The sequence below is a fragment of the Paraburkholderia sp. BCC1886 genome, from assembly GCF_900996245.1.
GTDB lineage: Bacteria > Pseudomonadota > Gammaproteobacteria > Burkholderiales > Burkholderiaceae > Paraburkholderia.
Genome location: NZ_CAAJGK010000085.1, coordinates 27,443 through 50,989, shown reverse-complemented (window position 1 = coordinate 50,989; position 23,547 = coordinate 27,443). Strand labels below are relative to the sequence as shown.

The window sequence follows — 23,547 nt, the reverse complement described above, 5'->3', positions numbered from 1 at the left end:
CGCAATGCTTGAAGCGAGGGCGCGTCTGGTCAATGTAGTGCAAAGATCGTCACGCCGCTGGCCAGTAAGAAGTGCTTTGATATCGAACGACGGCTGCACGAGGCTGGCCAGAACTATTCGCAGATTGCAGCAAACCGTGTGCCAGTGCGCGGGTGTGGATCGTCGGAAGTTGGGCTGGCCGAGGTCTCGGGGCGTTGCAATGCCTGAAGCGGCATCGGAGCCAGAGGCAGGCGCGTGTAAAAGAGGTGGGACGGGAGTGGGAATTACCTGCGTGTGGAATGGTGTGCGCGGGGGCGCTGGCCGCCACTGTCACGCGTTTGCCGCATAAGGGCGCCTCGCAAAAAGCGAAGGCGCGCCAGCTTCGCTCACGAGCCGAGCAACCCCGCGGCAATGTTCACGCACAAGCCCAGCACGGCCACGTTGAAGTAGAACGACAGGATCGACTGCGCGAGTGCGGCGCGCCGTATCGTGCGCGAGCGCAATACGACATCCGATGTTTGCGAAGCCACGCCGATGGTGAAGGAGAAATACAGGAAGTCCCAGTAGTTCGGTTCGAGTTGATGATCGGGGAATAGCAACGGCGTTTCCGGCGCGTTGGCGTCGTAGTAGAGCCGCGCGTAATGCAGCGTGAAGATGGTCGGGATCATGAACCAGGCGCCGATCAGCGTGAGGCCGGTCAGCACGTAATGCCAGGCGACCGGACCGCCGGCGCCTGCCGGTGCTTTGGCGGAAGCCAGTTCCATGACGATGGCCGCGACGCTGGCGATCGTCGCAATGCAGATGACGAACAGTACGACGCCCGCGTTCTCGTCGTCACGCCTGGCGAATTCGCGCACACGTCCTTCATCGGCGATGGCCATGTGTACCCAGATCAGCAACAGATAACTCCAGACGGCCGCGTCCCAGCCGGCCAGCACGCGCACCATGGTGCGCGTGCTGGCGGGGACGAACAGTGCAGCGACGATGCCGATCGCGAGACCGATCAGCATGCGGGGCCGATTGCGGAAAACCTGCGGATAGTATTTCGTGAGCATGAGGTACGCCGTATGGGTCGGGTGTCGCGGATTCTACTCGCGAGCCCAAGCCGGTTGTGGAAGAGGGGAGCGCCGTTTGCGTCAGTGTTCCGTATTGGGCTTGCGTGCCGCTTTCAGACGCGCCATGTGCACCTCGTTCACACCGTTATGCGGCGATTTTTTTGTTTCGCTTTACGCGGATTCCGCCGTCCGCGAGGTCGGGTTACGATGGGCACCGCGCATACGCATTCGTGTTGCCCCACTATCATCCGGTCATGGCTTCTGTACTTCCTACCTCTGTTCAGCCGGCCGCCCAGCGGGTCGTCGAGCATCATCCGGCCAATCTGCGCGGCCGCGACTTCGTCGTCGGCGATCTGCACGGCTGTATGGACGCGCTGCGTCACCTGCTGCGCTCCATTGCGTTCGATCCCACCTGCGACCGGTTGTTCTCGGTCGGCGACCTGGTGGATCGCGGCGAGCATTCCGAAGCAGCGCTGGCGCTGCTCGACAAGCCGTGGTTCTACGCCGTGCTCGGCAATCACGAAGACACGCTGTGCGCGGTCGCCGAAGGGCGCGTGCGGCGTCAATGGTGGTACGACATTGGCGGGATATGGGCGGCGAATGTGCCGGACGAACGGTTGCGGCACTACGCGGAGCGGTTGCGTGCGCTGCCGCTCGCGCGCGTGGTCGGCAGCGGCAAGGAACGCTTCAACGTGCTGCATGCCGAGTTCTTCGGCAGCGACGCCGATCTCGACGCCGGGAGCTTTTCCGCCGAAGCGCGCCAGCAATTGCTGTGGGGACGCGAACTCGCACTCGGCAACGGTGACCCGGTGCGTCAACGCGGTCTCTCGCTGACCTATTGCGGCCATACGCCAATGCACGATATCCGCCAGGTCGGCTCGCAGGTGTTCATCGACACCGGCGCGTTCGGGCAGGACGGCAAGCTCACGATCGTCGAGCCGAAGGCGTTGCGGCGCTGGTCGGTGTCGGTCGAGACGGCGCGCGCGGAAGGCGCCGCGGCGCTGCCGTTGCCTTGATCCGCCTTGATCTGCGTAATCTACGTGAGGCGCGTCAGCCGACCTGATTCAGCTCGAACACCATATCGACGCTCGACCCGTTCCAGTTGTACTCGAGATAGGCCGCGTGATGGCAATCGCGCAGTAACGTGGTCTTGAACGCGGCGAGGCATTCGCCTGCGCCTGCCCGATCCCGCACCGACGGATAGACGATGCCCGGCGCGCCTGCTTCGCGCACCGCGCGCCCGAGCGACTGGCCAGGCAGGTAATCGACGGGTGAGAGCACGGCCGGGTCCGACGTGCCGTCGGACGTTGCGTCGTTGCGCACGTCGCCGCGAATATCGACCACCGACCCTTGCGCGACCACGGTGTACAGCCGCATCTGCGCACGCGTGGGCGCTTCGTGGGTGGCCTGCATGAACTGGGCGGTGTGGTACCGCGTCTCGGCAATGGCGGTATCCCGTGAGCGGGCGCAATAGAACACCCCATAAGCGCCGTCGGAAAACCGGCTGCCCAGCGGATTCAGATGCGTGAACGCGGCCATGATCGGACCGTAGCCGGGGCCGAAACGGCGCTCCTCGCGCGGCACCAGATCGAGTTCGCCGATCTCGGTGCGCAACCGGTCGTTGGTCATGGCTTCGAGCGCGTAGAGGGCGTCGAAATCGTCCGGTGAGGCAACCCGGTCGAACAGATTGACGGCGGGAAAACGCGTGGGAATCACCCGATAGGCGGGCGACCAGTCGAGCTGCGCTGTCGGCCAGCGGTCCTGCCAATGCGATGGAGTCACGCCCAGCCGCCTCGCATGGCGTCGAGGTATTGGCGTACCGCCACCAGATCGCTGATATTGCCGGCCAGCATGCGGTCCAGTGCGCGCCGGCCGCCGAATGGCGGCGCGCTGTTGGGTCGCTTGACCCATGTGTCGGCGGCGGTGGGTTGCGGTAAGAGGATTTGCAGCGCCTTGTAGATGCCCAGCAGCAAGGACAGACGCTCGAGTGTGTCGCGACCGAGGCGCGCCGAAGCAGGCGACGCCTTCCATTTGAAGTAGGTGGAGCGGCCCGGTGAGCCTAACAGGACGATTTGTTCCTCGGCGCTCAAGTCCCAGTCGCGTGCAATGTTGAAGAACGCGCGCAGACCTGCCGCCGACATTTCCGTTAAGGACGGCTCCGAAACCGGCCGGCGAATGGGCGATTCGGATTGGGTGGCGCGGGCAGCGTGAGCCATGGGAGGTGAGTAAGTCCTGTTATGTACTGAAAAATGATATTAGTCTAAATCGAGATTTATGCAAGGGAATATAATCGCGGCTCGTTAGCTAATCGAAGAGCAGGAGAAGCAGGGGATGTGGGTTCGAGCAGTAGCAACGGCGGCCGCAGCGCTTGCCGTATGGTGTGTATCCGGTGCAGCGACGGCCGCTAACTATGCCGAAGTGTGGAATCCGCCCGAGGCGGCCGCGCATCATGCGAAGGCCGGGACCGGCAAGAAGAGCGTGAGCGCGAAGCATGCGTCGTCGAAGCTGAAAACCAGAGCGCACGGGAAGACGCCGCAGAAGGTTGCGGCTGTGCCGGGCCGGGGTCGTCAAGCGACGGCGCATGGCAGCGTGAAGAAGACGTCGGCGGAAAGTGCGGGCAAGGGCGCCGTGAAGGGCGCGACGGCTGGGGACCACGCCGGCAGGAGCAAGTCGCACGGTAAGGCGCCGCTGGTCGTTCAAACCAACAAACGGGATGTGCGGATCGCTAAGGCGAAGGCGCCGGTGCAAGGCTCGCGCCACACCACGAGCCTCGCGAAAAATCCCAATGCGAAGTCCTACACGCTTCAGGCCGGCACGCCGTCCGCTGCGCACAAACCTCTCGCGACCTACGCCGCGGCGACGTCCCGGCCCGCCACCGCTGGCCCGGGAGACAGTCCGGCCACGGCAAATAGCGGGTCGTTGCCGCCTATCCTGCATTGAGCGGCGTGTCGGCATTCACCAGGAAGCCGAAAGCCTGCTCCCTCAAGCGATCGTATCGATCACGCCGCCGTCCACGCGCAACGCCGCGCCGCTAGTCGCCGAGGCCTGCAGCGAGCAGACGTAAACCACCATGTTCGCGACTTCCTCGGTCGTCGCCGCGCGCTGGATGATCGAACTGCTGCGATGCTCGCGGACGAATTCGGTCGCCACCTGTTCGACGGTCTTGCCCTGCTCTTTGGCCGTGTCTTCGACCATCGCGCGGAAGCCGTCCGACAGCGTCGGTCCCGGCAAGACCGAGTTGACCGTCACGCCCGTGCCGGCCGCCTGTTTGGCGATGCCGCGCGCAATGCTCAACTGCGAGGTCTTCGAGAAACCATAGGCGAGCATGTCGGGCGGAATATTCAGTGCCGATTCCGACGAAATGAACACGACGCGGCCCCAGCGCCGCTCGATCATCCCCTTGAGATAGTGGCGCGTGAGACGGACACCCGACATCACGTTGACCTGGAAGTAGCGCTCCCAGTCGTCGTCGCCGGTGGTGAACAGATCGCCCGGCCCGAAAATACCCAGACTGTTCACGAGAATGTCGGCTTGCGGCACCGCCTTGGCCAGCGCATCGCAGCCTTCGCGCGAGCCGAGGTCGCCGGCAAAGCCGTGCAGTTTGGCCTGCGGCGCGGTTTTGCGGATCGTTTCAATGGCGCGGTCGACGGCTTCCTGCTTGCGTCCGTTGATCAGCGTTTCGGCGCCCGATGCGGCGAGGCCGGTCGCGATGGCGAGACCGATGCCTGCCGTGGATGCGCTGACAATGGCGGTCTTGCCCGATAGATCGATGTTCATGGTCACTCCTCGTAGATTCGACGTGGCGGCAATCGACGACGGCTCGTGGCCGCGTCTGCCGGATGCAAGGATGAATGCGGCAGCACGGCTTGTGCCAGTCGGCGGCGCGGTGGTGATCGGCGGGAGGAGGCTGGGTACGAAAGCCGCGCGGGCGGCCTTTCGCTGGACGGCCGGCGCGGCGGGAGCCGCACGCAGAAGGTCAGGCGATGGCCGCAAGGTTACTCGCAGGCGCGAGCGTATTGAATGTCTGCGACAACGGCGCGATGTCGCGGTGGGCCTTTCGCACCGCCTTCCACTTCGCGCGGATGAACGGCCGGTCGTGACCGGACACCGTCAGCGCGATGTGCGTGACCCAGCGCTGGGTCGGCACGTGAACACCATGGGTGAGCAGCGCGAGCAGCAGCAGACTCACCGTGACCGGCCACGCGGACAATTGTCCCGGCTTGGCCTCCCACGCCATCCGCACGAACAGCAGAGCGGCCAGCGCGCCGACCAGACAGCCCGTTACCGCTTCGGACGGCGAGTGCGCGCTCAACACCACGCGCGACAGGCCTACCGCAATGCCGACTGCCAGGCCCAGCAACACGCCGACGACGCGCAACTTCGACCGCGCGGGCAGGAACATCAGGAAAAACGCGACCGGATACACCGAGGTGGATAGCGTAGCGTGCCCGCTGACGCCTGTGAAATCCAGCTCGCGCACGCCGACACCCCATCCGAGAAACGCCAGCTTGGTGATGGTGACCACACCGATCGCCGCGCCGAGCAACAGCAGCCAGCCCGCCGCGAGCCGCCACGAGTAGCCGACCGCCAGCCAGAGCGCGATGGCCAACGCGAGCGGCAGCGTCATACCGGCGCCGCCGAGGCTGGTGATCGCGAACCACAGGTGGACGGGTAAATCAGGCATGGCTGAAGTGCGACCGGGGGCCGCATAGGATTGGGTGGATAAACGGGTGCTGCCTGGTTGCTGGTGCTGGCGCGCGCTCGACACCTGCGTCTGCCGCAAATTGACCGGCTCAGGCTCGCACGCCAATAAATTCCTCGCCAGTATAGACGGGCTGCGCCGGCGAGGTTGGCCGACGACCAAGCTATCTGTGCCCGGACGTGGGCTGGCGAACAAGGTCCTTCGGTGACGCTATCGATGGCCGACCGTTGGGTTCATCAAGCGGAAATTTCGGCGCGAAAGTGCGGGTCCGGCCTCCAGCATCGCACGGGGAATGGTGTTATTGTGCATTGCACAACAAAATGCCGTTCGGATGAACGGGCCCTGTCCCTTTTTGCGAGGTTATTCGCCGATGGCAAAAAGTCTCTCGAAAATCTGGCTGCGCGGTTTGAAGCGGCTGCTCGTCATCCAGACGGAGCAGACGCAGGCAACCGTTAAGCGCGCGACTACACGTCCGGCGCGGCCCGCAGCCAAAAAGGTTTCGGCCAAGGTCCGTCCAATCAAGCCGACTGCCGCGCTGCGTACGCCAGTCAAACGGGAAGCGCCGCGCACGCTGCGCGAATCTCGGGTGCGCCCGCGCGCTTCCGCCTGGGCAAGCGGTGCGTGGACCCGTTCGTTCCACTCGGCGCCGGCGGCGCCCGGGCGGTTGGTCAACCATCTGCAGTACGGGCTGTACATTCCGGCGGGGCACGAGTTCGAAACCATGCCGCTCGTGGTCATGCTGCACGGCTGCACCCAATCCATCGACGAATTCGCCGAAGGCTCGCGAATGAACGTGCTGGCGGACCGCTTCGGCTTCGCCGTCGTTTATCCCGAGCAGTCGAAGCATGTGCACTCGCATCGCTGCTGGCACTGGTACGACACGAGCGAAAGCGCCGGTGGCGCGGAAGCTCGCGCGGTGGTGTCTCTGGTGGACGCGCTAGTGGCTCAGCACGGTTTCGACGCTGAGCGCGTATACGCCGCGGGTATTTCCGCGGGCGCCGGGTTAACGGCTTTGCTGGCCGTCACCTATCCGGAGCATTTCGCCGCAGTAGCCATGCACTCGGGCCCGGCTTTCGGCGAAGCCCGCTCGGGCATTACCGCCATGGACGTGATGCGGCGCGGCGCCCGGCGTGAGCCGGCGGCGCTGATCGACGACAGTGTGGATGTCGCCCGCTATCCCGGTATGCCGGCCATCATCCTGCATGGCGACTCCGATCAGGTGGTCGCCCCGGTCAATTCCGAGCAACTGGCCATGCAGTTTCTCCGACTCAACCGAATTGTCGACGAAAACAGCGTCCGGAAATCCGGCGAAATGCGGGAAGATCGTAAGAATGGCGTGGTAACGCGCGATTACGTGCGTGGCGGACGCCGGGTAGTGCGCCTGTGCCGCGTACAAGGGCTCGCTCATGCGTGGAGCGGTGGCGACGAAGCGGTGCCGTTTCACTCGGCCACCGGACCCGACGCCAGCGCAATGATCTGGGAATTTTTCAAGCACCAGCGGCGCACGGGCACCGGTCGTATCGCGGAAAACGCCATGGCAGAGGCTTCTTCCGGCGGAAGATAAACGGCAAAAGACATTTTTGAAATGAGTTGGCGGCGACTAGGGTTTTCCCTATAATGCGGGTTATCCCTTAGGAGTTAACGCCTAATCTCATTGCCGAGGCCGACCATGTACCTGCTTAGCCGCCTGTTCCTGTTTCTCACCAAATCCCCCGATCAACTCGCAAAAGAACGTGCCGACGCCTTCCTGGCCGAAGCCACGGACCTTTACGACCTCGAATTCCGTATGCGCAAACTGGACAGCTCGGCACGTAATCGCCAGCCGTCCTGGATGGGCGAAATGGGTCAGTATTAAGTCGTCCGGGTCGGGCGCTCCGGTCGCCAGCTAGCGCAGCTAGCGAGTTTCAACGCGACGAACGCCCCCCTTTCGACTCTCCGCGCAATCTGCGCAAATCACATCTAGCGTGTTCTTACTTGCCGAAACGGGCTAGCGTGCGCTGCCGTGCTTCGGCGTGATCGACGATCGGCGCGGGATAGTCTTTTCCTAGCACCACGTCGAATTCCGCAAGCCGCTCCGCTCCCGCCTGCCATGGCGCGTGAATCCATTTCGCCGGCACTTTGGCGAGTTGCGGCAAATATCGCTTGATGAAGCGGCCCTCTGCATCGAATTTCTCCGATTGCGTCACCGGATTGAAAATCCGGAAGTACGGCTGCGCGTCGCATCCCGTCGATGCCGCCCATTGCCAGCCGCCATTGTTCGCCGAGAAATCGAAGTCGTTCAGCTGCTCGGCGAAGTAGCGCTCGCCGAGCCGCCAGTCCACGCCCAGATCCTTCACCAGAAAGCTCGCGGTCACCATCCGCAGACGGTTGTGCATGTAGCCCGTGCGATTCAGTTGCAGCATGGCGGCATCGACCAGCGGATAGCCCGTGCGCCCGTCGCACCAGGCGGCAAACGCTTCGTCGGCGTGCGAGCCGCGCTCCCAGCGCAGGCGGTCGTACTCTTCCTTGAACGACGCGCCGCTCGCCAGTCGCGGATGATGCGACAAAATCATGAAATAGAAGTCCCGCCAGATCAGCTCCGAGAGCCACGTCGACGACCCTTTACCGTCCGGTTGTAGCGACATCTCGTGGGCGAGCCGGGCGAGCGTGCGGATCGACACGGTGCCGAAGCGCAGGTGGAAAGACAGATAGCTCGGCCCTTTCGCCGCGGGAAAATCGCGGCGATCGGCGTAACTGTCGATACGGGTCTTGAAGTCGTCGAGCAGCTGCTGCGCACCGCTCATCCCAGTGGGCAATTCGAGCTCGGCGAGGTTGCTCGGCGCAAAGCCGAGTTGCTTCAGCGTGGGCAGTTTGCGGTCGAGTTTGCGCGGCACGGCGGCCAGATGTTTCGCATACGTATCGACGGGATAAGGCTTCAGGTCGAACGCGTTCAGTTGCTTGAGCCACGCGTTCTTGTACGGCGTGAACACCGTGAACGGCTTGTTCTGGCCGGTCAGCACTTCGTCGCGCTCGAAAATCACCTGGTCCTTGAACGTCAGCATCTGGCGCGACGCGTCGCTCAGTTGTTCCCGCACGGCCTCGTCGCGGGCGATTGCCACCGGCTCGTAGTCGTGATTGACGAACACGGCTTCGACGCCGAGTTCCGCGGCAAGCTTCGGCACCAGATCCGCGGGATCGCCGTACAGCACGATCAGACCGCCGCCCTTCGCGCGCAATGCCTCGTCGAGCTGGCCGAGCGACGCCAGAATGAACTCGATGCGGCGATCTTGCGGCTCCGTATCGGGATGCCTCGCCTGCCACGTATCGACTAGCGGTTGCAGAATGGTCGTGTCGAACACGAACATGCACCAGACACGCTCGCAATGCTTGAGCGCGTAGTAAAGCGCGGCGTGGTCGGCGCTGCGCAGATCGCGGCGGAACCAGACAAGGCCGGTATCGAAGGAGTCGTTCAGGCGTCGGACGCGTGTCATCGGGATCGTGGAGTGAGAAGCGCGGGCCGCTGCTGTCGGTTCGCGGTGCGCGTAGCGTGATGGGTGCGGCCCGCTAGCATAAACCGTCGAGGCCGTTGTGCGGGAATGAGGCTCGAATCGCGTGTCGCAATCGTCGTGCCTTTCTGGGATGAGCCTCGACAACGGTGGTTCATAATCCGCCGCTGCCGCTTTCTCGAGCAGATCACCGGAATTTCGCCTGTCATGCCTACCACTTCCTTGTCCACAGACCCAAGCCTCGCCCATTACGCGCGGGCGCTCGACGCCTATCAGTCGGGCCACTTCGAGGCCGCGAGCGACGCGTTGGCGAACGTCTTCGCGCTCAACCCGGATCATGCCGAAGGCTTGCATCTGCGCGGGTTAGTGGCATTCGCGCTGAACGACGCCGACTCGGCCGCGGCGTGGATCGAGCGGGCAATCGAAGTCGAGGCCACTGCCGTTTTCTACAACAGCTTGTGCGTCGTTCAGACGAGGTCGCGTCGCTTCATCGACGCTGTGAAGAGTGCGCGATGCGGGCTGGCGTTGAATCCCGGGTTCGACGTGCTGAATTACAACCTCGGGCTCGCGCTCCAGTTGCAGGACCGTCTCGAAGATGCCGCCGCTTGCTATCGGCGCACGCTCGAACTCACGCCCGACCACTCGGCGGCGTGCAACAACATGGGCACCGTGCTGAAGGCGCTGGACGATCTGCAGGGCGCCGAGTCGCATTACCGGCACGCTGTCCATCTCGATCCGCAGAACGTCGAAGCACGCAGCAATCTTGGTCACGTCCTGCTGGCGCTGGGTCGCTACGAAGAGGCGTGGCCTTACTTCGAAGATCGCTGGGCTGGCGTGAGGATGGCGATCGACCAGCCGCGTCACGATCGCCCGAGACTGCCGCTGCCGCAGTGGACCGGCGGCAGCGTAACGCCGCAGAGCGCGTCCAGTGCAGAAAAACCCCGGCGTCTGCTCGTCGTGCATGAACAAGGCTTCGGCGACAGTCTGCAGTTCGCGCGCTACCTGCCGATGGCGCTCGAGCGGTTTTCACAAGTTGGCTTTGTCTGCCCACCTCCGCTCAGGCGACTGTTCGAACAGTCGTTTTCGTCGCGCTGGCCCGACATCGTGCTGCTCGATGCATGGCCTGACGATCCGACGGAATGGGACTGGTACAGCCCGTTGTTGTCCCTGCCGATGGCCTTCGGTACCCGGCTCGACACGATTCCATCGCACACCCCGTATCTCCATGCCGATCCGGCTCTCGTCGCGTCGTGGCGCGAGCGTTTCGCTCGTCTGCCGGACGCGGACTTGCCGCGTGCCGGCATCGTCTGGGCAGGCGGTAACACAGGCTGGAGTGCGGACACCGCGCGCAGCCTCGTTTCCGCGCAGATTACGCCGCTGCTGGCGCTCGATCACGTGCGTTGGGTCAGCTTGCAGAAGGCGGACGACCACTCCAAGCGCGCCGACGCGAACAACACAGCGGGCCTGATCGACTGGATGGACGACGTCGCCGATTTCGCGGACACCGCCGCGCTGATCGCGAATCTGGACCTGGTCGTTTCCGTGGATACGTCGGTCGCGCATCTCGCCGCCGCGATGGGCAAGCCGGTCTGGCTGCTGAACCGTTTCGCCGGTTGCTGGCGCTGGTTGCGTGGGCGCGACGATAGTCCCTGGTATCCGGGCTTACGTGTCATCACGCAGCAGCGGCGCGGCGAGTGGAGCGACGTGTTGCAACACGTTATTGCCGATCTGCAAACCGCACCCCTCCGCCAATGACAAAGCGCCCGGCCTTTCTCGTAGAAAAGGCGGGCGCTTTTTTCACGGCGATGCGAGGTTCACGCGCATCGCCGCGTCATATCACGCTGCAACGTTGCTCAAGCCACTTCCAGGCGCACGTCGACGTTGTTGCGCGTCGCATTCGAGTACGGGCAAACCTGATGCGCTGCATCGACCAGTTCCCTGGCCGCGTCGGCGGCGAAGCCCGGTAGCGTCACGCGAAGATCGATGTCTAGCGCGAACCCGCCCGCGTCGTTCGGGCCGATGCCCACTTCGGCGGTGACTTGCGTGTCGGCCGGCAAGGCCTGCTTACGCTGGCCGGCGACGAATTTCATGGCGCTCAGGAAACACGCCGAATAACCGGCGGCAAACAGTTGTTCCGGGTTCGTCCCCGCTGCGCCGTTGCCACCCAGTTCACGCGGTGCGGCCAACTTCACGTCCAGCGCATTGTCCGACGACACGGCACGACCATCGCGGCCACCGGTGCTCGTTGCGCTTGCCTTGTAGAGAATGTTCATGGTGCGGCTCCTTTAGCTGGGTTATCAGGATGTGCATGCTTGCCGCTATCGGTTCGCCGGCCGTCTAAGGCGGCGCTCTATCGAAGCGGCATGCGAGTAAGATATCGCGCTAATCATTAGCGTGCAAATGAATTTGCAAATCGTTACGATAGCCACGCGACATAGCGTTGTCGAAGACGCGTGTTTACTGCTCCATGAAATCGTTGAGCGTGGTTCGCAGTCGCGTCAGATCGTTACGCAGACGCACCAGGAACTCCGGCGTCTGCTGGGTCGCGCAGAGAATTTCGCCCGGCAGCTCGCGAGCCTGGCGCTTGAGCGCAGAGCCGGCTTGAGTGAGCCGGATAAAGACGAGCCGTTCGTCCTCGGTGCCGCGTACGCGTTCGAGCAAGCCTTGCATCTCCAGGCGTTTGAGGAGCGGTGTGACCGTCGCCGAGTCGAGGTTAAGTCGCGCCGCCATGTCCTTGACGGTGACATCGTCGGCTTCCCACAAGACCAGCATGGCCAGATACTGCGGATAGGTCAGCCCGAGTTTATCGAGCAACGGCTTGTAGGCCTTCGTCATCGCGAGCGACGTCGAATAGAGCGCGAAGCAGAGTTGCTCGTCGAGCGTCAAAGGGAGCGAAGCGGATGAAGCGGGGCGCTGGGCCATGATGCCTCCCGACCAAAAATAGCGTGCGAATAGATTGCGCACGAATCATTGTGCCCGAATCAGCGTGTCGCAGGTCGGGCGGTGGCTATAGCGGGACTATGCCGGTCCGCTATCAGGCCGCGGGCGTCGTCGGCAGATCCGGCGCTTCCGGCGTCTGCACGCCGAAACAGCCGCGATACGTCGCGTAAAACGAGCAGTACAGCATGGTCGTGACGATCATCGTAGCGGGCATCAACACGGCGAACGCGAAATCGCCTGCGCCCATTGCCTGCATGATCGTGGAAAAACCGAGCGATACGACCATTGCCACCGCGAACCACAACGCGGCGAACACGATGAACGCGCCGCGATTGCGCCAGCAACTGACGACGCTGAAAAACATCGCCTTGACCGGCGGCACATCGTGCCACGCGACGAGAATCGGCGCGAACCAGAAAATCATCGCGACGGGAATGTAGAACGCAAGCGCGGCCATCACCCCGAACGGGATGTTGCTGTTGGCGATTGCATCCTGGTCCATGGTCGCGGTGCCGAGCATGACCTTCAGCAGCATGCCGCCGTCGGCGAGCGCCGAGCCGGCCAGCACCAGCGCCATCGCGACGACATAGATAATGCCCAGCACCAGCAGACGTTTCGTGGCCCCCGGACCATAGGAGTGAAAGCCGTCCACGAGCAGAGTGGGAAATACCGGCTTGCCCGCGATCGTGTTGCGGCACGCGGCCATGAAGCCGACCGCGACGCCCGGAATGAAGACCAGCGGCAACACGCCGCCGATCACCGGGATTTGCGACATCAGTGTCATCACCAGCAGATAGGTGAAAAACAGCGTCAGAAACGCGAGCGGATTCTTGCGGAACAGCCAGATTCCCTGCCGGAACCAGACGTAACCGGTTTTCGCGGGGACTTCGATCAGTTGCATGAGGGTTGGGTGCCTGAAATGCCTGAGGTGCCAGACGCGTCTGCAGTGCCTGGCGCGTCTGGGAGAGGAACGCCGGACAAACGTTCGCGCAGAATGCGTTCGAAATGACCGGGATCGTGCGGTTTGAGCAATTCGGCCGCGCGCGGCAGATAAAAATCATACAGGCGCGAGACCCAGAAGCGGTAAGCGCCGGCCCGCAGCATGTCGCCCCAGTGGCGGGCCTCTTCGACGGTAAACGGCCGTACGGACTGATACGCGCGCAGCAACGCATCGGTTCGCGCGAGGTCGAGCCGGCCGGTCACGAGATCGACACACCAGTCGTTCACCGTGACGGCAACGTCGAACAACCACTTGTCGCAACCGGCGAAATAGAAGTCGAAGAAACCGCCCAGCCTGACCGCGTGACCCGACTCCGGCGCCGCATGCGCGAACAGCGCGTTGTCGCGGAACAGGTCGGCATGGCACGGGCCTTCGGGCAACGCGGCGTAATCGGCGCTGGCGAAGAACGCGGTTTGATGCGCGAGTTCGGACGAGAGCAGCTCGCGTTGCGCGCCTTCGAGAAACGGCAGGACGGTCGGCACGGTTTCCTGCCACCACGGCAAGCTGCGCAGATTCGGCTGATGACGCGTGTAACCGCGCCCGGCCAGATGCAGACGCGCGAGCATGTGCCCGACCTCGACGCAGTGCTCGACCTTGGGCGCCAGCTCGGGGGCGCCTTCGAGCTTCGTGACAATGGCGGCGGGCTTGCCGTGCAGCATGCCGAACAGCGAGCCGTCGGCGCGTGGCATCGGATCGGGCACGGGCACGCTGTGCGCCGCAAGATGCCGCATCAGATCGAGATAGAACGGCAATTGTTCGGCCGTCAGCTTTTCGAAAATCGTGAGGACGTATTCGCCGCGCGTCGTCGTCAGAAAGAAGTTGCTGTTTTCAATGCCCGATGGAATGCCGCGAAACTCGACGACGTCGCCGAGATCGTAATGGCGTAACCATTCAGCAAGTTGGGGTTCGGTAACAGCGGTGAAGACAGCCATGCGGGAAACGTCGGTCAGGTTGATCGGACTGGCGCGTATCGTTCAGCGCCAGGGTAGAAGAGCGCTTGGATCAAGGCGCGGTAAGGTAGGCGGGCTTCGTCTGAAACCGTCCGGTGGTCGACGGACGATATGCAACCGGAAGCGGGAGCGTGAAACAGGTTCGGCCGGAACGGAAGCCCGCGCTCCGGCTTGCGCTCAGTAGCTCAGATGCACCGACGGCAGGCGCGTGCTGGCGCGGCCGTTGTCGCGCACGGTGGGCGATGTGTCGAGCGGCGCGCTCATCTGATAACGCGTGCCGAGGTTGGAGTGCACGTTGATTTCGACGGGCTTGCCTTTGTCGCGGAATTCGGTGATTTCAGTGCCGTTCGCGCTGCGCTCATAGAAGCTGGGCGTACGCGGCACGTTGATTTCGACCTTCGAGCTGACCTCGGCGCCGGGCCGGTTGATCTTGTCCAGGTCGGGCAGGCCGGCACGTTCGTTGGCGGACTGCGGCACGCCGGCGGGCGGCGTGTCGTCGACGGGCTGGGCAGCCATCGCGGCGTTGCCGAAGACTAGGGCCAGTGCCACGGCGACGGGAAGGAGCGACTTCATGGTGATTCTCCGATAGGGTCGCCCGATTCTAGCAAATCCCGCCTGGCAGAAGGTCGTCATCGGAGCACCATCGCCCCGTTAATTCCACCGCGCTCCGGCCATTTGGCGATCGTAACTTCCGTGGTAATGTCGTCGCATCAATAGGGCCGAATGAAACCGGGCGTAAGACGAAGAGGCAAACGACGATGAACAACGAGACCAATCAACGCGCGGTGCAGACTCCCGCCAACAGCTTCCCCACCGAGTCCTTCGAGGATGCCACCGAGGCCGTCACGCGTCTGTCGGCCATCTACGAAGCGAACACCTCTTTTCTGCGCGACGCCTTCGCGCGATATCGCCGCAACGAATCGTTCCAGAGCCGCGTGCGCGCCTGCTATCCGTTCGTGCGCGTGTGCACCGAAGTCAACACGCATATCGACTCGCGTCGTTCGTATGGTTTCGTAGCCGGTCCGGGCGTGTTCGAAACCACCGTCACGCGGCCGGACCTGTTCGGCAATTACTATCGCGAGCAACTGCGCCTGCTGGCGAAAAACCACCACGTGCAGATCGAAGTCGGCGTGTCCGACCAGCCGATTCCGATTCACTTCGCGTTCGCCGAGGGCATTCATCTGGAAGGCGATCTGGACCGCGAGCGGCTGTTCCTGATGCGCGACGTGTTCGACACGCCGGACCTCGCGCTGCTCGACGACCGCATCGTCAACGGCACTTACGAGCCGCTCGCGGGCGATCCGCATCCGCTGGCGCTGTTCACGGCGGCACGGGTGGACTTCTCGCTGCATCGGCTGAAGCACTACACGGCCACCTCGCCGACGCATTGCCAGAACTACGTGCTGTACACCAACTACCAGTTTTATATCGACGAGTTCGTCAAGCTCGGCCGCACGATGATGGCCCATACCGACGACGACGCGTTGCGCGCGTATCGCAGCGAATACACCTCGTTCGTCGAACCGGGCGACGTGGTCACGTACAACGAGAATCTCGGCGAACAGGCGCAGGAAGGCAGCGCGCCGCCGCGTCTGCCGCAAATGCCCGCGTATCACCTGAAACGCGCCGACGGCAGCGGTATCACGATGATCAACATCGGCGTGGGACCTTCGAACGCCAAGACGATCACCGACCACGTCGCCGTGCTGCGTCCGCATGCGTGGATCATGCTCGGGCACTGCGCGGGTCTGCGCAATACGCAGCGTCTGGGCGACTACGTGCTGGCGCACGGCTATGTGCGCGAGGATCACGTGCTCGACGCCGATCTGCCTTTGTGGGTGCCGATTCCGGCGCTCGCCGAAGTGCAGGTCGCGCTGGAACGCGCGGTCGCGCAGGTCACGCAGCTGGACGGCGTCGAACTGAAACGCGTCATGCGCACGGGCACCGTCGCCAGCGTCGACAATCGCAACTGGGAACTGCGCGACCATCGTGAACCGGTGCAGCGTCTGTCGCAAAGCCGGGCGATTGCGCTCGACATGGAAAGCGCGACGATCGCCGCGAACGGGTTTCGCTTCCGCGTGCCGTACGGCACGTTGCTGTGCGTGTCCGACAAGCCGCTGCACGGCGAACTGAAATTGCCCGGCATGGCGGATCAGTTTTATCGCGCGCAGGTCGATCAGCATTTGCAGATCGGCGTGAAGGCGATGGAACTGCTGCGGATGAACGGGCTGCATCGCCTGCATAGCCGCAAGCTGCGCAGCTTTGCGGAAGTGGCGTTCCAGTAACGCGAGCTCGCTACTGGCCGAAACCCGTCAGGCCGATCAGGCTGCCGGCGGCCAGCAACCACAGTGGGTGAATCCGCGTCTTCGACGCCATCGCGGCGGTGAACGCGGTGATAGCCCACGCAATAGCCGTCGGGTCGGAGGCTTGGGCAATCAGCGCCGCGCTCGCGGCGACGATGCCCGAGGTCACCGGCACCAGACCCAGTTGCGCCCAGCGCCGCCACGGGCGGTCCTTGAATCGGTCCCAGGCGTGCAGCGCGAGAACCGTCACGATCGACGACGGCCCGAACTTCGCCACCGATGTCACGAGCATCCCGGCCCAGCCGGCCACGTGCCAGCCGACCAGGGTAACGATCATCAGATTGGGCCCGGGCGCGGCCTGCGCCAACGCGAACAGCGCGCTGAATTCGCTGGCCGGCATCCAGTGATGCACGGTTACGACCTGCCGCTGCATCTCCGGAAGAATCGTGTTGCCGCCACCGAACGCCAGCAACGAAAGCTGACTGAAAATAATCGCGAGCGCGAGCAGGGTGTGGGTCATCTGGCGCTCCTCGAAGCGATATAGATGCTGAGCGGCGTCAGGACCAGCATGGTCGGCAGCAACGGCCAGCGCAGCACGGCGATTGCGACGAAACCCAGCACCGCGATCAGCATGCCGAGCGGTTTGCGGCGCAACGGCAGCACGATTTTCACCGCCATCGAGATCAGCAGGCCCGCTGCGGCGGCGGCCAGACCGGCAAACAGATGGCGCACGTGCGGGTCGTTCTGCGTATGTTCGTAGAGCACGCCCAGTCCGATGACGACGAGCGACGGCCCGGCAATCAGCCCGAGCAGACCGGCCAGCGCGCCGCGAATGCCCTGAAAGCGCATGCCGATCGCCACCGACAGATTGATGATGTTGCCGCCCGGCAGGAATTGGCACAGACCGAGCAGATCGGTGAATTCCTCGGCGCTCAGCCAGCGGCGCTGTTCGACCAGCGCGCGCCGCGCAAGCGGCAGGGCACCGCCAAAAGAAATCAGCCCGAGGCCGAGAAAGCCGGCGAAGATCTGCTGCGACGTGGGGGTGGGCGCCAGATCGGGCTCGGAGGAGGGGAGTTCGTGGTTCATATGGCCAGCTTTTTATTCAAGCTCAGGAGGGTAGCGCCGAACGGCTCGCGCACAAAACGATTTTTGCGCCCGCCCTTGTGACTTAGAATCACAAGCATGGCGCGAAATCTCCCTCCCTTTCCGGCGCTACGCGCCTTCGAAGCCGCCGCGCGGCATGAGAGTTTCACCGCCGCCGCCAACGAACTGCATGTGACGCATGGTGCAATCAGCCGGCAGGTGGCGGCCTTTGAAATCTGGCTCGGCGTGCAGGTGTTCCAGCGGCGCGGCAAACGCGTGCGGCTGACCGACGACGGTCGTCGCTATCTGTCGACCGTGCAGGCCGCGTTCGACAGCATTGCGCTCGCCACGGATCAACTGCGCGATACGGGCGTGATCCAGGTGTTACGTGTGAGCGCCTTGCCGACCTTCGCGATGAAATGGCTGCTGCCGCGCTTGCATCAGTTCCAGCGCAAGGTGCCGAACGTGGAGTTGCGGCTGTCTACATCGAACGCGCCGGTCGAGACGCTGGACAGTTTCGACGTAGCCGTGCGGCGCGGCCCCGCGCATTGGCCGAATTGCGTGAGCGGCCATTTTCTCGGCGAAAGCGAAGTGCCCGTATGCAGTCCCGCGCTGCTGCAACGTCTGCCGATTCATAGCGCGGACGATCTGGCGCGGCATGTGTTGCTGCATTCGGATACGCGGCCGGACGCGTGGAGTCACTGGCTCACGGCGGCGGGCGTCAACGTTAGATGCCGCAAGAAGCAGTCGTTCGATCACTTCTATCTGGCGTTACAGGCGGCGGTGGACGGACTGGGCGTCGCGCTCGGTCCATTGCCGATGCTGGCCGACGAACTGGCCTCCGGCCGGCTGGTCATGCCGTTGCCGGGGCCGCGTGTGGATGCGCGCGGTTACTGGTGGGTGGCGCGGCGTGAGGTCGCGCATGCGCCGTTGGTGGCGCTGTTCTGCGAGTGGCTGCAAACACAGGGCGATCAGACCGCGCAAACGAAAACGGGCGACCTTCCGGACGCCCGTTGACAGTCAAACCGTTGCAGTTCTACTGCGAAAGCATTACAGATAAAACATCCGGTCGTCGTCGGACTTGGCCGGTTGCGGCTCGGCTTCTTCGCGGTCTTCGTAGAACTTCAGCACCGCTTCGAGCACCTGGTCCGGATCGTCGATGACCTGCATCAGGTCCATGTCGGCCGGATTGATGAGGCCCATTGGCGTAAGCGAGTTCTTGAACCAGTCTAGCAAGCCTTCCCAGAACTCGGCGCCCACCAGAATGATCGGTACGTGGCGCGACTTCTTGGTTTGAATGAGCGTGAGCACTTCGGCCAGTTCGTCGAGCGTACCGAAGCCGCCCGGCATGACGATGACCGCGTCCGAGTTCTTCACGAACGTGACTTTGCGCGTGAAGAAATGGCGGAAGCGCAGCGAGATGTCCTGCCACTGATTACCCGACTGCTCGTGCGGCAATTCGATGTTCAGACCGACCGACGGCGCCTTGCCCGCATGCGCGCCTTTATTGGCCGCTTCCATGATGCCGGGGCCGCCGCCGGAGATGACCGCGAAGCCCGCGTCAGACAGTTTGCGGGCGATTTTCGCAGCGAGTTTGTAGTACGGCGAAGTCGGTTTCAAACGTGCTGAACCGTAAATGCTGACGGCCGGACGAATCTCCGAGAGGTACTCGGTCGCCTCGATAAACTCTGCCATAATCGTGAACATCTGCCACGATGCGCGGGCCTTCTTGGCTGTCGCGCGCTCTTGATCTGCGAGTGATCGCAGACTCGGAATCACTTTTCTCTTAGTCATAATGCCTGAAGAACGAGTCCTGGAATCTAAGCTGGGAACTGAGCTGGAAGGAAAGACCCTGCTGTTGGTCGACGGTTCGAGTTATCTGTACCGGGCCTACCATGCGATGCCTGATCTGCGTGGACCCGAAGGTGGGCCGACGGGCGCGCTGTATGGAATGATCAACATGCTACGGCGCATGCGCAAGGAAGTCACGGCAGAGTATAGCGCGTGCGTGTTCGACGCCAAGGGCAAAACGTTTCGCGACGACTGGTACGCGGACTACAAGGCGAACCGTCCGTCGATGCCCGACGACCTGTCGCGGCAAATCGAACCCATTCACGTGGCCGTGCGCGCGCTCGGCTGGCCGTTGCTGATGATCGAAGGCGTCGAAGCCGACGACGTGATCGGCACGCTCAGCACTGCGGCAGAAAAGCGCGGCATGAACGTGATCGTGTCGACCGGTGACAAGGATCTGGCGCAGCTCGTGTCGGATCATGTCACCCTCATCAATACGATGACGAACGAAAAGCTCGATCGTGCCGGCGTGCTCGCCAAGTTCGGCGTGCCGCCCGAGCGCATCATCGACTATCTGTCGTTGATCGGCGACACCGTCGACAACGTGCCGGGCGTCGACAAATGCGGGCCTAAAACAGCCATCAAATGGCTCACGCAATTCGAAACGCTAGATGGCATCGTCGCACATGCCGACGAGATCAAAGGTGCGGTAGGAGACAATCTGCGACGTGCGCTCGATTTCCTGCCGATGGCGAAAAAACTCGTCACTGTCGATCGCCATTGCGATCTCACCGACCATATCGTGTCGATCGAAGAAAGTCTGCAAAGCCGGCCGGAGTCGCGCGAAGAACTGCGCGACGTGTTCGCGCGGCACGGCTTCAAAACCTGGCTGCGCGAAGTGGAAATCGCAGACGCCGTGGAGGGTCCGGAAACGGACGTGCCGCCTGCGCTGTCGGTCGACCATGAACGCCACTACGAAACCGTGCAGACGTGGGAACAGTTCGACGCGTGGCTCGCAAAAATCGAGGCGGCCGAACTGACTTCGTTCGACACCGAGACCACCTCGCTCGATCCGATGACCGCGCAGATCGTCGGTCTGTCCTTGTCGGTGCAACCGGGTCATGCGGCTTATGTGCCGCTCGCGCATCGCGGCCCGGACGCGCCCGTGCAACTGCCGCGCGACGAGGTGCTCGCCAGAATCAAGCCGTGGCTCGAAAGCGCGGAACACAAGAAGGTCGGCCAGCATCTGAAATACGACGAACAGGTGCTCGCGAATTACGGCATCGAGATGCGGGGTATCGAACACGACACGCTGCTGCAATCGTACGTGGTCGAATCGCATCGCACGCACGACATGGACAGCCTCGCGCTGCGCCATCTCGGCATCAAGACGATCAAGTACGAAGAAGTGGCGGGCAAGGGCGCGTCGCAAATCGGTTTCGACGAGGTCGCGCTGGACATCGCCGCGGAATACGCAGCGGAAGACGCCGACATCACCTTGCGTCTGCATCTCGCGCTGTACCCGCAAGTCACGGCCGAAAAGACGCTGGATTACGTGTACAGCAAGATCGAGGTGCCGACTTCACGCGTGCTGCGCAAGATGGAACGCACCGGCGTATTGATCGACTCGGAGAAGCTGCGCGCGCAAAGCAGTGAAATCGCCACGCGTCTGATTCAGCTGGAGAGCGAGGCCTACGTACTGGCCGGCGGCGAATTCAATCTCGGTTCGCCCAAGCAGATCGGGCAGATTTTCTTCGAGAAGCTCGAGTTGCCGGTGGTCAAGAAAACCCCGAGCGGCGCGCCGTCCACCGACGAAGAAGTGCTGCAAAAGCTCGCCGAAGATTATCCGCTGCCGAAGATTCTGCTCGAGCACCGCGGGCTGTCCAAGCTGAAGTCGACCTACACCGACAAGTTGCCGCGTATGGTCAACGCCAACACGGGGCGGGTGCATACGAACTATGCGCAGGCCGTGGCGGTGACGGGGCGATTGTCGTCGAACGAGCCGAACCTGCAGAACATTCCCGTGCGCACCGGCGAGGGCCGCCGCATTCGTGAGGCGTTCATCGCGCCGCCGGGTCACAAGCTCGTGTCCGCCGATTACTCGCAAATCGAGTTGCGGATCATGGCGCACATTTCCGGCGACGAGTCGTTGCTGCGCGCGTTCTCGCAAGGCGAGGACATTCACCGCGCGACCGCGGCCGAAATTTTCAGCGTTACTCCGCTCGAAGTATCGAACGACCAGCGGCGCGTCGCCAAGGTCATCAACTTCGGGTTGATCTACGGCATGAGCGCGTTCGGGTTGGCGGCGAATCTCGGCATTACGCGCGATGCGGCCAAGCTGTATATCGACCGTTACTTCGCTCGTTACCCGGGCGTCGCGCGTTACATGGACGAAACCCGTCTGAGCGCGAAAGCGAAGGGCTACGTGGAAACCGCTTTCGGCCGGCGCCTGTGGTTGCCGGAGATCAACGGCGGCAACGGACCGCGCCGCCAGGGAGCGGAGCGCGCGGCCATCAACGCGCCGATGCAAGGCACCGCGGCCGACCTCATCAAGCTGTCGATGATCGCCGTGCAGGACTGGATCGAAGCCTCGAAGATTGGCACGCGCATGATCATGCAGGTGCACGACGAACTGATTCTCGAAGTGCCGGACGCCGAACTGTCCGAAGTGCGTCAGCGTCTGCCGGAACTGATGTGCGGCGTCGCATCGTTGAAGGTGCCACTGGTGGCCGAAGTCGGCGCCGGTTTGAATTGGGAGGAGGCGCATTAACCTGCTGGAACGCGCTGTGCTTCGTGCCATGCACGACACGTCGGCATACACGGGAGAGTTCGATGCATCGATTTATCGTCGTTGGCGGGGGCGCAGGTGGTCTGGAACTGGCAACACGTCTAGGCGATCGTTACGCGCCTCATAAGAACAAAGGCAATGTGCGAGCGCAGGTCACGCTCGTCGACCGTAACCCGACGCATATCTGGAAACCGCTGCTGCATGAAGTCGCGGCCGGCAGCATGGACCCGTTCACGCAGGAACTGGAGTATGCGGCGCAGGCGCGCTGGCATGGTTTCGAGTTCCAGCAGGGCGAACTGATCGGGCTGGACCGTGCGAAGCGTCGTCTCACGATCGGCGCGGTGCCCGACGAGGACGGCGCCGAGTTATTACCTGAACGTGAGCTGGAATACGACACGCTGGTCATCGCGATCGGCAGCACGACGGCGTTCTTCGGCGTGAAGGGCGCGCCGGAATTCTCTCTGGCGCTCGACACGGTCAGTCAGGCGGAGCGCTTTCGCAAGCGGCTTATCGCAGCCTGTATTCGCGCCGATCTCCAGGTGCATGAACCGGTGGAGGCGGCTGTGTCCACGTCGGTTTCTACCGAGCCGCGCATTCAGGTCGCGATTGTCGGCGGCGGTGCGACCGGCGTCGAACTGTCGGCCGAGTTGCGCAATACGGCGCAGGTGTTGTCCGCGTATGGGCTGCACAAGCTCGATCCAAAACATGACGTCGGCATCGTGCTGATCGAAGCAGGGCCGCGCATCCTGCCGGCTTTGCAGGAACGCGTGTCGACGGCGACCGCGGAACTGCTCACCAAACTCGGCGTGAAGCTGATGACCGGTGAAACGGTGGCCGAAGTCGCACCCGGCATCATCCGCACCGCGAGCGGCCATACGGTGCGGGCCGATCTGACGGTGTGGGCGGCGGGCATCCGGGCGCCGGCCATTCTGAGTCAACTCGACGGCTTGCCGGTGAATCGTCTCGGTCAACTCACCGTGCGGCGCACGCTGCAAACCGAAATCGACGACAACGTATTCGCGCTCGGCGATTGTGCCGCGTGCCCGTGGCCGGGCAACGAACGCAACGTGCCGCCGCGCGCGCAGGCGGCGCACCAGCAGTCCACGTTTTTGCTGAAGGCGCTCACCGCGCGGCTCGATAACCAGCCGCTGCCGGAATTCACCTACCGCGACTTCGGTTCGCTGGTGTCGCTCGGCCACTTCAGCGCAGTCGGCAATCTGATGGGCGGGGTGATCGGCGGCAATATGCTGATCGAAGGGCTGTTCGCGCGCTTCATGTACATGTCGCTGTACCGGCTGCATATCGCCGCGTTGCATGGCTACGCGCGCATGATGCTCGATACGGTCGCGCACTGGTTGCGGCGTACCACGCTACCGCGCGTCAAGCTGCACTGAGTTTTTCGGCCAGCATCGTCGACAAGGTGGCATGTGCAACGGGATACGGTTGAGGCGTATCCTGTTGCCTCCAACGT

At 63.2% G+C, this 23,547-nt stretch carries 23 protein-coding genes; 9 read left to right on the top strand and 14 right to left on the bottom strand.

Going from position 1 to position 23,547, the window contains the following annotated elements:
- Positions 1-365: 365 nt before the first annotated feature.
- A complete protein-coding gene (locus FQ746_RS26920) occupies positions 366-1,034 on the bottom strand; it encodes a DUF1345 domain-containing protein (protein WP_144112839.1) in 669 nt (222 codons plus the stop codon).
- Between the two features lie 254 nt (positions 1,035-1,288).
- On the opposite strand from FQ746_RS26920, the gene FQ746_RS26915 reads away from it, so the two are divergent.
- Positions 1,289-2,050, top strand: a complete 762-nt coding sequence (locus tag FQ746_RS26915; RefSeq protein WP_144112838.1) for a metallophosphoesterase — start codon at positions 1,289-1,291, stop codon at positions 2,048-2,050.
- Positions 2,051-2,084: 34 nt separating this feature from the next.
- Here the strand turns inward: FQ746_RS26915 and FQ746_RS26910 are convergent, their stop codons facing one another.
- Together FQ746_RS26910 and FQ746_RS26905 are read right to left on the bottom strand one after the other, a co-directional pair.
- Positions 2,085-2,816 (bottom strand): RES family NAD+ phosphorylase, encoded by a 732-nt coding sequence (locus FQ746_RS26910; RefSeq protein ID WP_144112837.1) that lies wholly within the window; start codon positions 2,814-2,816, stop codon positions 2,085-2,087.
- The gene (locus FQ746_RS26905) at positions 2,813-3,250 is read right to left on the bottom strand and encodes an MbcA/ParS/Xre antitoxin family protein (RefSeq protein WP_144112836.1); all 438 of its coding nucleotides are present in this window, start codon (positions 3,248-3,250) and stop codon (positions 2,813-2,815) included. Before FQ746_RS26905 ends, FQ746_RS26910 begins: the two co-directional genes overlap by 4 nt.
- Positions 3,251-3,365: 115 nt before the next feature.
- Here FQ746_RS26905 and FQ746_RS26900 point away from each other — a divergent pair, with 115 nt between their 5' ends.
- Entirely contained in the window at positions 3,366-3,974 is a 609-nt protein-coding gene (locus FQ746_RS26900; protein WP_144112835.1) for a hypothetical protein, read from the top strand.
- A gap of 42 nt (positions 3,975-4,016) precedes the next feature.
- Here the strand turns inward: FQ746_RS26900 and FQ746_RS26895 are convergent, their stop codons facing one another.
- A complete protein-coding gene (locus tag FQ746_RS26895; protein WP_144112834.1) occupies positions 4,017-4,811 on the bottom strand; it encodes an SDR family NAD(P)-dependent oxidoreductase in 795 nt (264 codons plus the stop codon).
- Between the two features lie 199 nt (positions 4,812-5,010).
- Positions 5,011-5,718 carry a phosphatase PAP2 family protein gene (locus tag FQ746_RS26890; protein WP_144112833.1) on the bottom strand — a complete coding sequence of 236 codons (708 nt, stop codon included), beginning with the start codon at positions 5,716-5,718 and terminating at the stop codon, positions 5,011-5,013.
- A 388-nt stretch (positions 5,719-6,106) separates the two neighbouring features.
- Here FQ746_RS26890 and FQ746_RS26885 point away from each other — a divergent pair, with 388 nt between their 5' ends.
- The gene (locus FQ746_RS26885; protein WP_144112832.1) at positions 6,107-7,300 is read left to right on the top strand and encodes a PHB depolymerase family esterase; all 1,194 of its coding nucleotides are present in this window, start codon (positions 6,107-6,109) and stop codon (positions 7,298-7,300) included.
- A gap of 105 nt (positions 7,301-7,405) precedes the next feature.
- Entirely contained in the window at positions 7,406-7,591 is a 186-nt protein-coding gene (locus FQ746_RS26880) for a DUF3563 family protein (RefSeq protein WP_144112831.1), read from the top strand.
- A gap of 115 nt (positions 7,592-7,706) precedes the next feature.
- Here the strand turns inward: FQ746_RS26880 and FQ746_RS26875 are convergent, their stop codons facing one another.
- A complete protein-coding gene (locus tag FQ746_RS26875) occupies positions 7,707-9,206 on the bottom strand; it encodes a cryptochrome/photolyase family protein (protein ID WP_144112830.1) in 1,500 nt (499 codons plus the stop codon).
- 222 nt (positions 9,207-9,428) lie between these two features.
- On the opposite strand from FQ746_RS26875, the gene FQ746_RS26870 reads away from it, so the two are divergent.
- A complete protein-coding gene (locus FQ746_RS26870; protein WP_144112829.1) occupies positions 9,429-10,976 on the top strand; it encodes a tetratricopeptide repeat protein in 1,548 nt (515 codons plus the stop codon).
- 98 nt (positions 10,977-11,074) lie between these two features.
- Here the strand turns inward: FQ746_RS26870 and FQ746_RS26865 are convergent, their stop codons facing one another.
- The 5 genes from FQ746_RS26865 to FQ746_RS26845 form a co-directional block, all read right to left on the bottom strand.
- On the bottom strand, positions 11,075-11,494 hold the full coding sequence (locus FQ746_RS26865) for an organic hydroperoxide resistance protein (RefSeq protein ID WP_144112828.1): 420 nt from the start codon (positions 11,492-11,494) through the stop codon (positions 11,075-11,077).
- A gap of 184 nt (positions 11,495-11,678) precedes the next feature.
- Positions 11,679-12,143, bottom strand: a complete 465-nt coding sequence (locus FQ746_RS26860) for a MarR family winged helix-turn-helix transcriptional regulator (RefSeq protein WP_144112827.1) — start codon at positions 12,141-12,143, stop codon at positions 11,679-11,681.
- Between the two features lie 112 nt (positions 12,144-12,255).
- Positions 12,256-13,062 carry a BPSS1780 family membrane protein gene (locus tag FQ746_RS26855; protein ID WP_144112826.1) on the bottom strand — a complete coding sequence of 269 codons (807 nt, stop codon included), beginning with the start codon at positions 13,060-13,062 and terminating at the stop codon, positions 12,256-12,258.
- Positions 13,053-14,093 carry a homoserine kinase gene (locus tag FQ746_RS26850; RefSeq protein WP_144112825.1) on the bottom strand — a complete coding sequence of 347 codons (1,041 nt, stop codon included), beginning with the start codon at positions 14,091-14,093 and terminating at the stop codon, positions 13,053-13,055. The genes FQ746_RS26855 and FQ746_RS26850 overlap by 10 nt, the downstream gene beginning before the upstream one ends.
- Before the next feature lie 195 nt (positions 14,094-14,288).
- Positions 14,289-14,684 carry a hypothetical protein gene (locus tag FQ746_RS26845; RefSeq protein WP_144112824.1) on the bottom strand — a complete coding sequence of 132 codons (396 nt, stop codon included), beginning with the start codon at positions 14,682-14,684 and terminating at the stop codon, positions 14,289-14,291.
- A 185-nt stretch (positions 14,685-14,869) separates the two neighbouring features.
- Between FQ746_RS26845 and FQ746_RS26840 the strand changes: the two genes are divergently transcribed.
- Positions 14,870-16,396 (top strand): AMP nucleosidase, encoded by a 1,527-nt coding sequence (locus tag FQ746_RS26840; protein ID WP_144112823.1) that lies wholly within the window; start codon positions 14,870-14,872, stop codon positions 16,394-16,396.
- A 10-nt stretch (positions 16,397-16,406) separates the two neighbouring features.
- Here the strand turns inward: FQ746_RS26840 and FQ746_RS26835 are convergent, their stop codons facing one another.
- Together FQ746_RS26835 and FQ746_RS26830 are read right to left on the bottom strand one after the other, a co-directional pair.
- Positions 16,407-16,934 (bottom strand): chromate transporter, encoded by a 528-nt coding sequence (locus FQ746_RS26835; protein ID WP_144112822.1) that lies wholly within the window; start codon positions 16,932-16,934, stop codon positions 16,407-16,409.
- On the bottom strand, positions 16,931-17,500 hold the full coding sequence (locus tag FQ746_RS26830; protein WP_144112821.1) for a chromate transporter: 570 nt from the start codon (positions 17,498-17,500) through the stop codon (positions 16,931-16,933). Before FQ746_RS26830 ends, FQ746_RS26835 begins: the two co-directional genes overlap by 4 nt.
- 96 nt (positions 17,501-17,596) lie before the next feature.
- Between FQ746_RS26830 and FQ746_RS26825 the strand changes: the two genes are divergently transcribed.
- Entirely contained in the window at positions 17,597-18,514 is a 918-nt protein-coding gene (locus FQ746_RS26825) for a transcriptional regulator GcvA (protein WP_144112820.1), read from the top strand.
- Positions 18,515-18,547: 33 nt separating this feature from the next.
- Here the strand turns inward: FQ746_RS26825 and FQ746_RS26820 are convergent, their stop codons facing one another.
- Positions 18,548-19,291: a TIGR00730 family Rossman fold protein gene (locus FQ746_RS26820; RefSeq protein ID WP_144112819.1), complete on the bottom strand. Its 744-nt coding sequence runs from the start codon at positions 19,289-19,291 to the stop codon at positions 18,548-18,550.
- Position 19,292: 1 nt separating this feature from the next.
- Here FQ746_RS26820 and polA point away from each other — a divergent pair, with 1 nt between their 5' ends.
- Both polA and FQ746_RS26810 read left to right on the top strand, forming a co-directional pair.
- The gene (gene polA, locus FQ746_RS26815; protein ID WP_144112818.1) at positions 19,293-22,058 is read left to right on the top strand and encodes a DNA polymerase I; all 2,766 of its coding nucleotides are present in this window, start codon (positions 19,293-19,295) and stop codon (positions 22,056-22,058) included.
- Positions 22,059-22,120: 62 nt separating this feature from the next.
- A complete protein-coding gene (locus FQ746_RS26810; RefSeq protein ID WP_144112817.1) occupies positions 22,121-23,470 on the top strand; it encodes an NAD(P)/FAD-dependent oxidoreductase in 1,350 nt (449 codons plus the stop codon).
- Positions 23,471-23,547 lie beyond the last annotated feature (77 nt).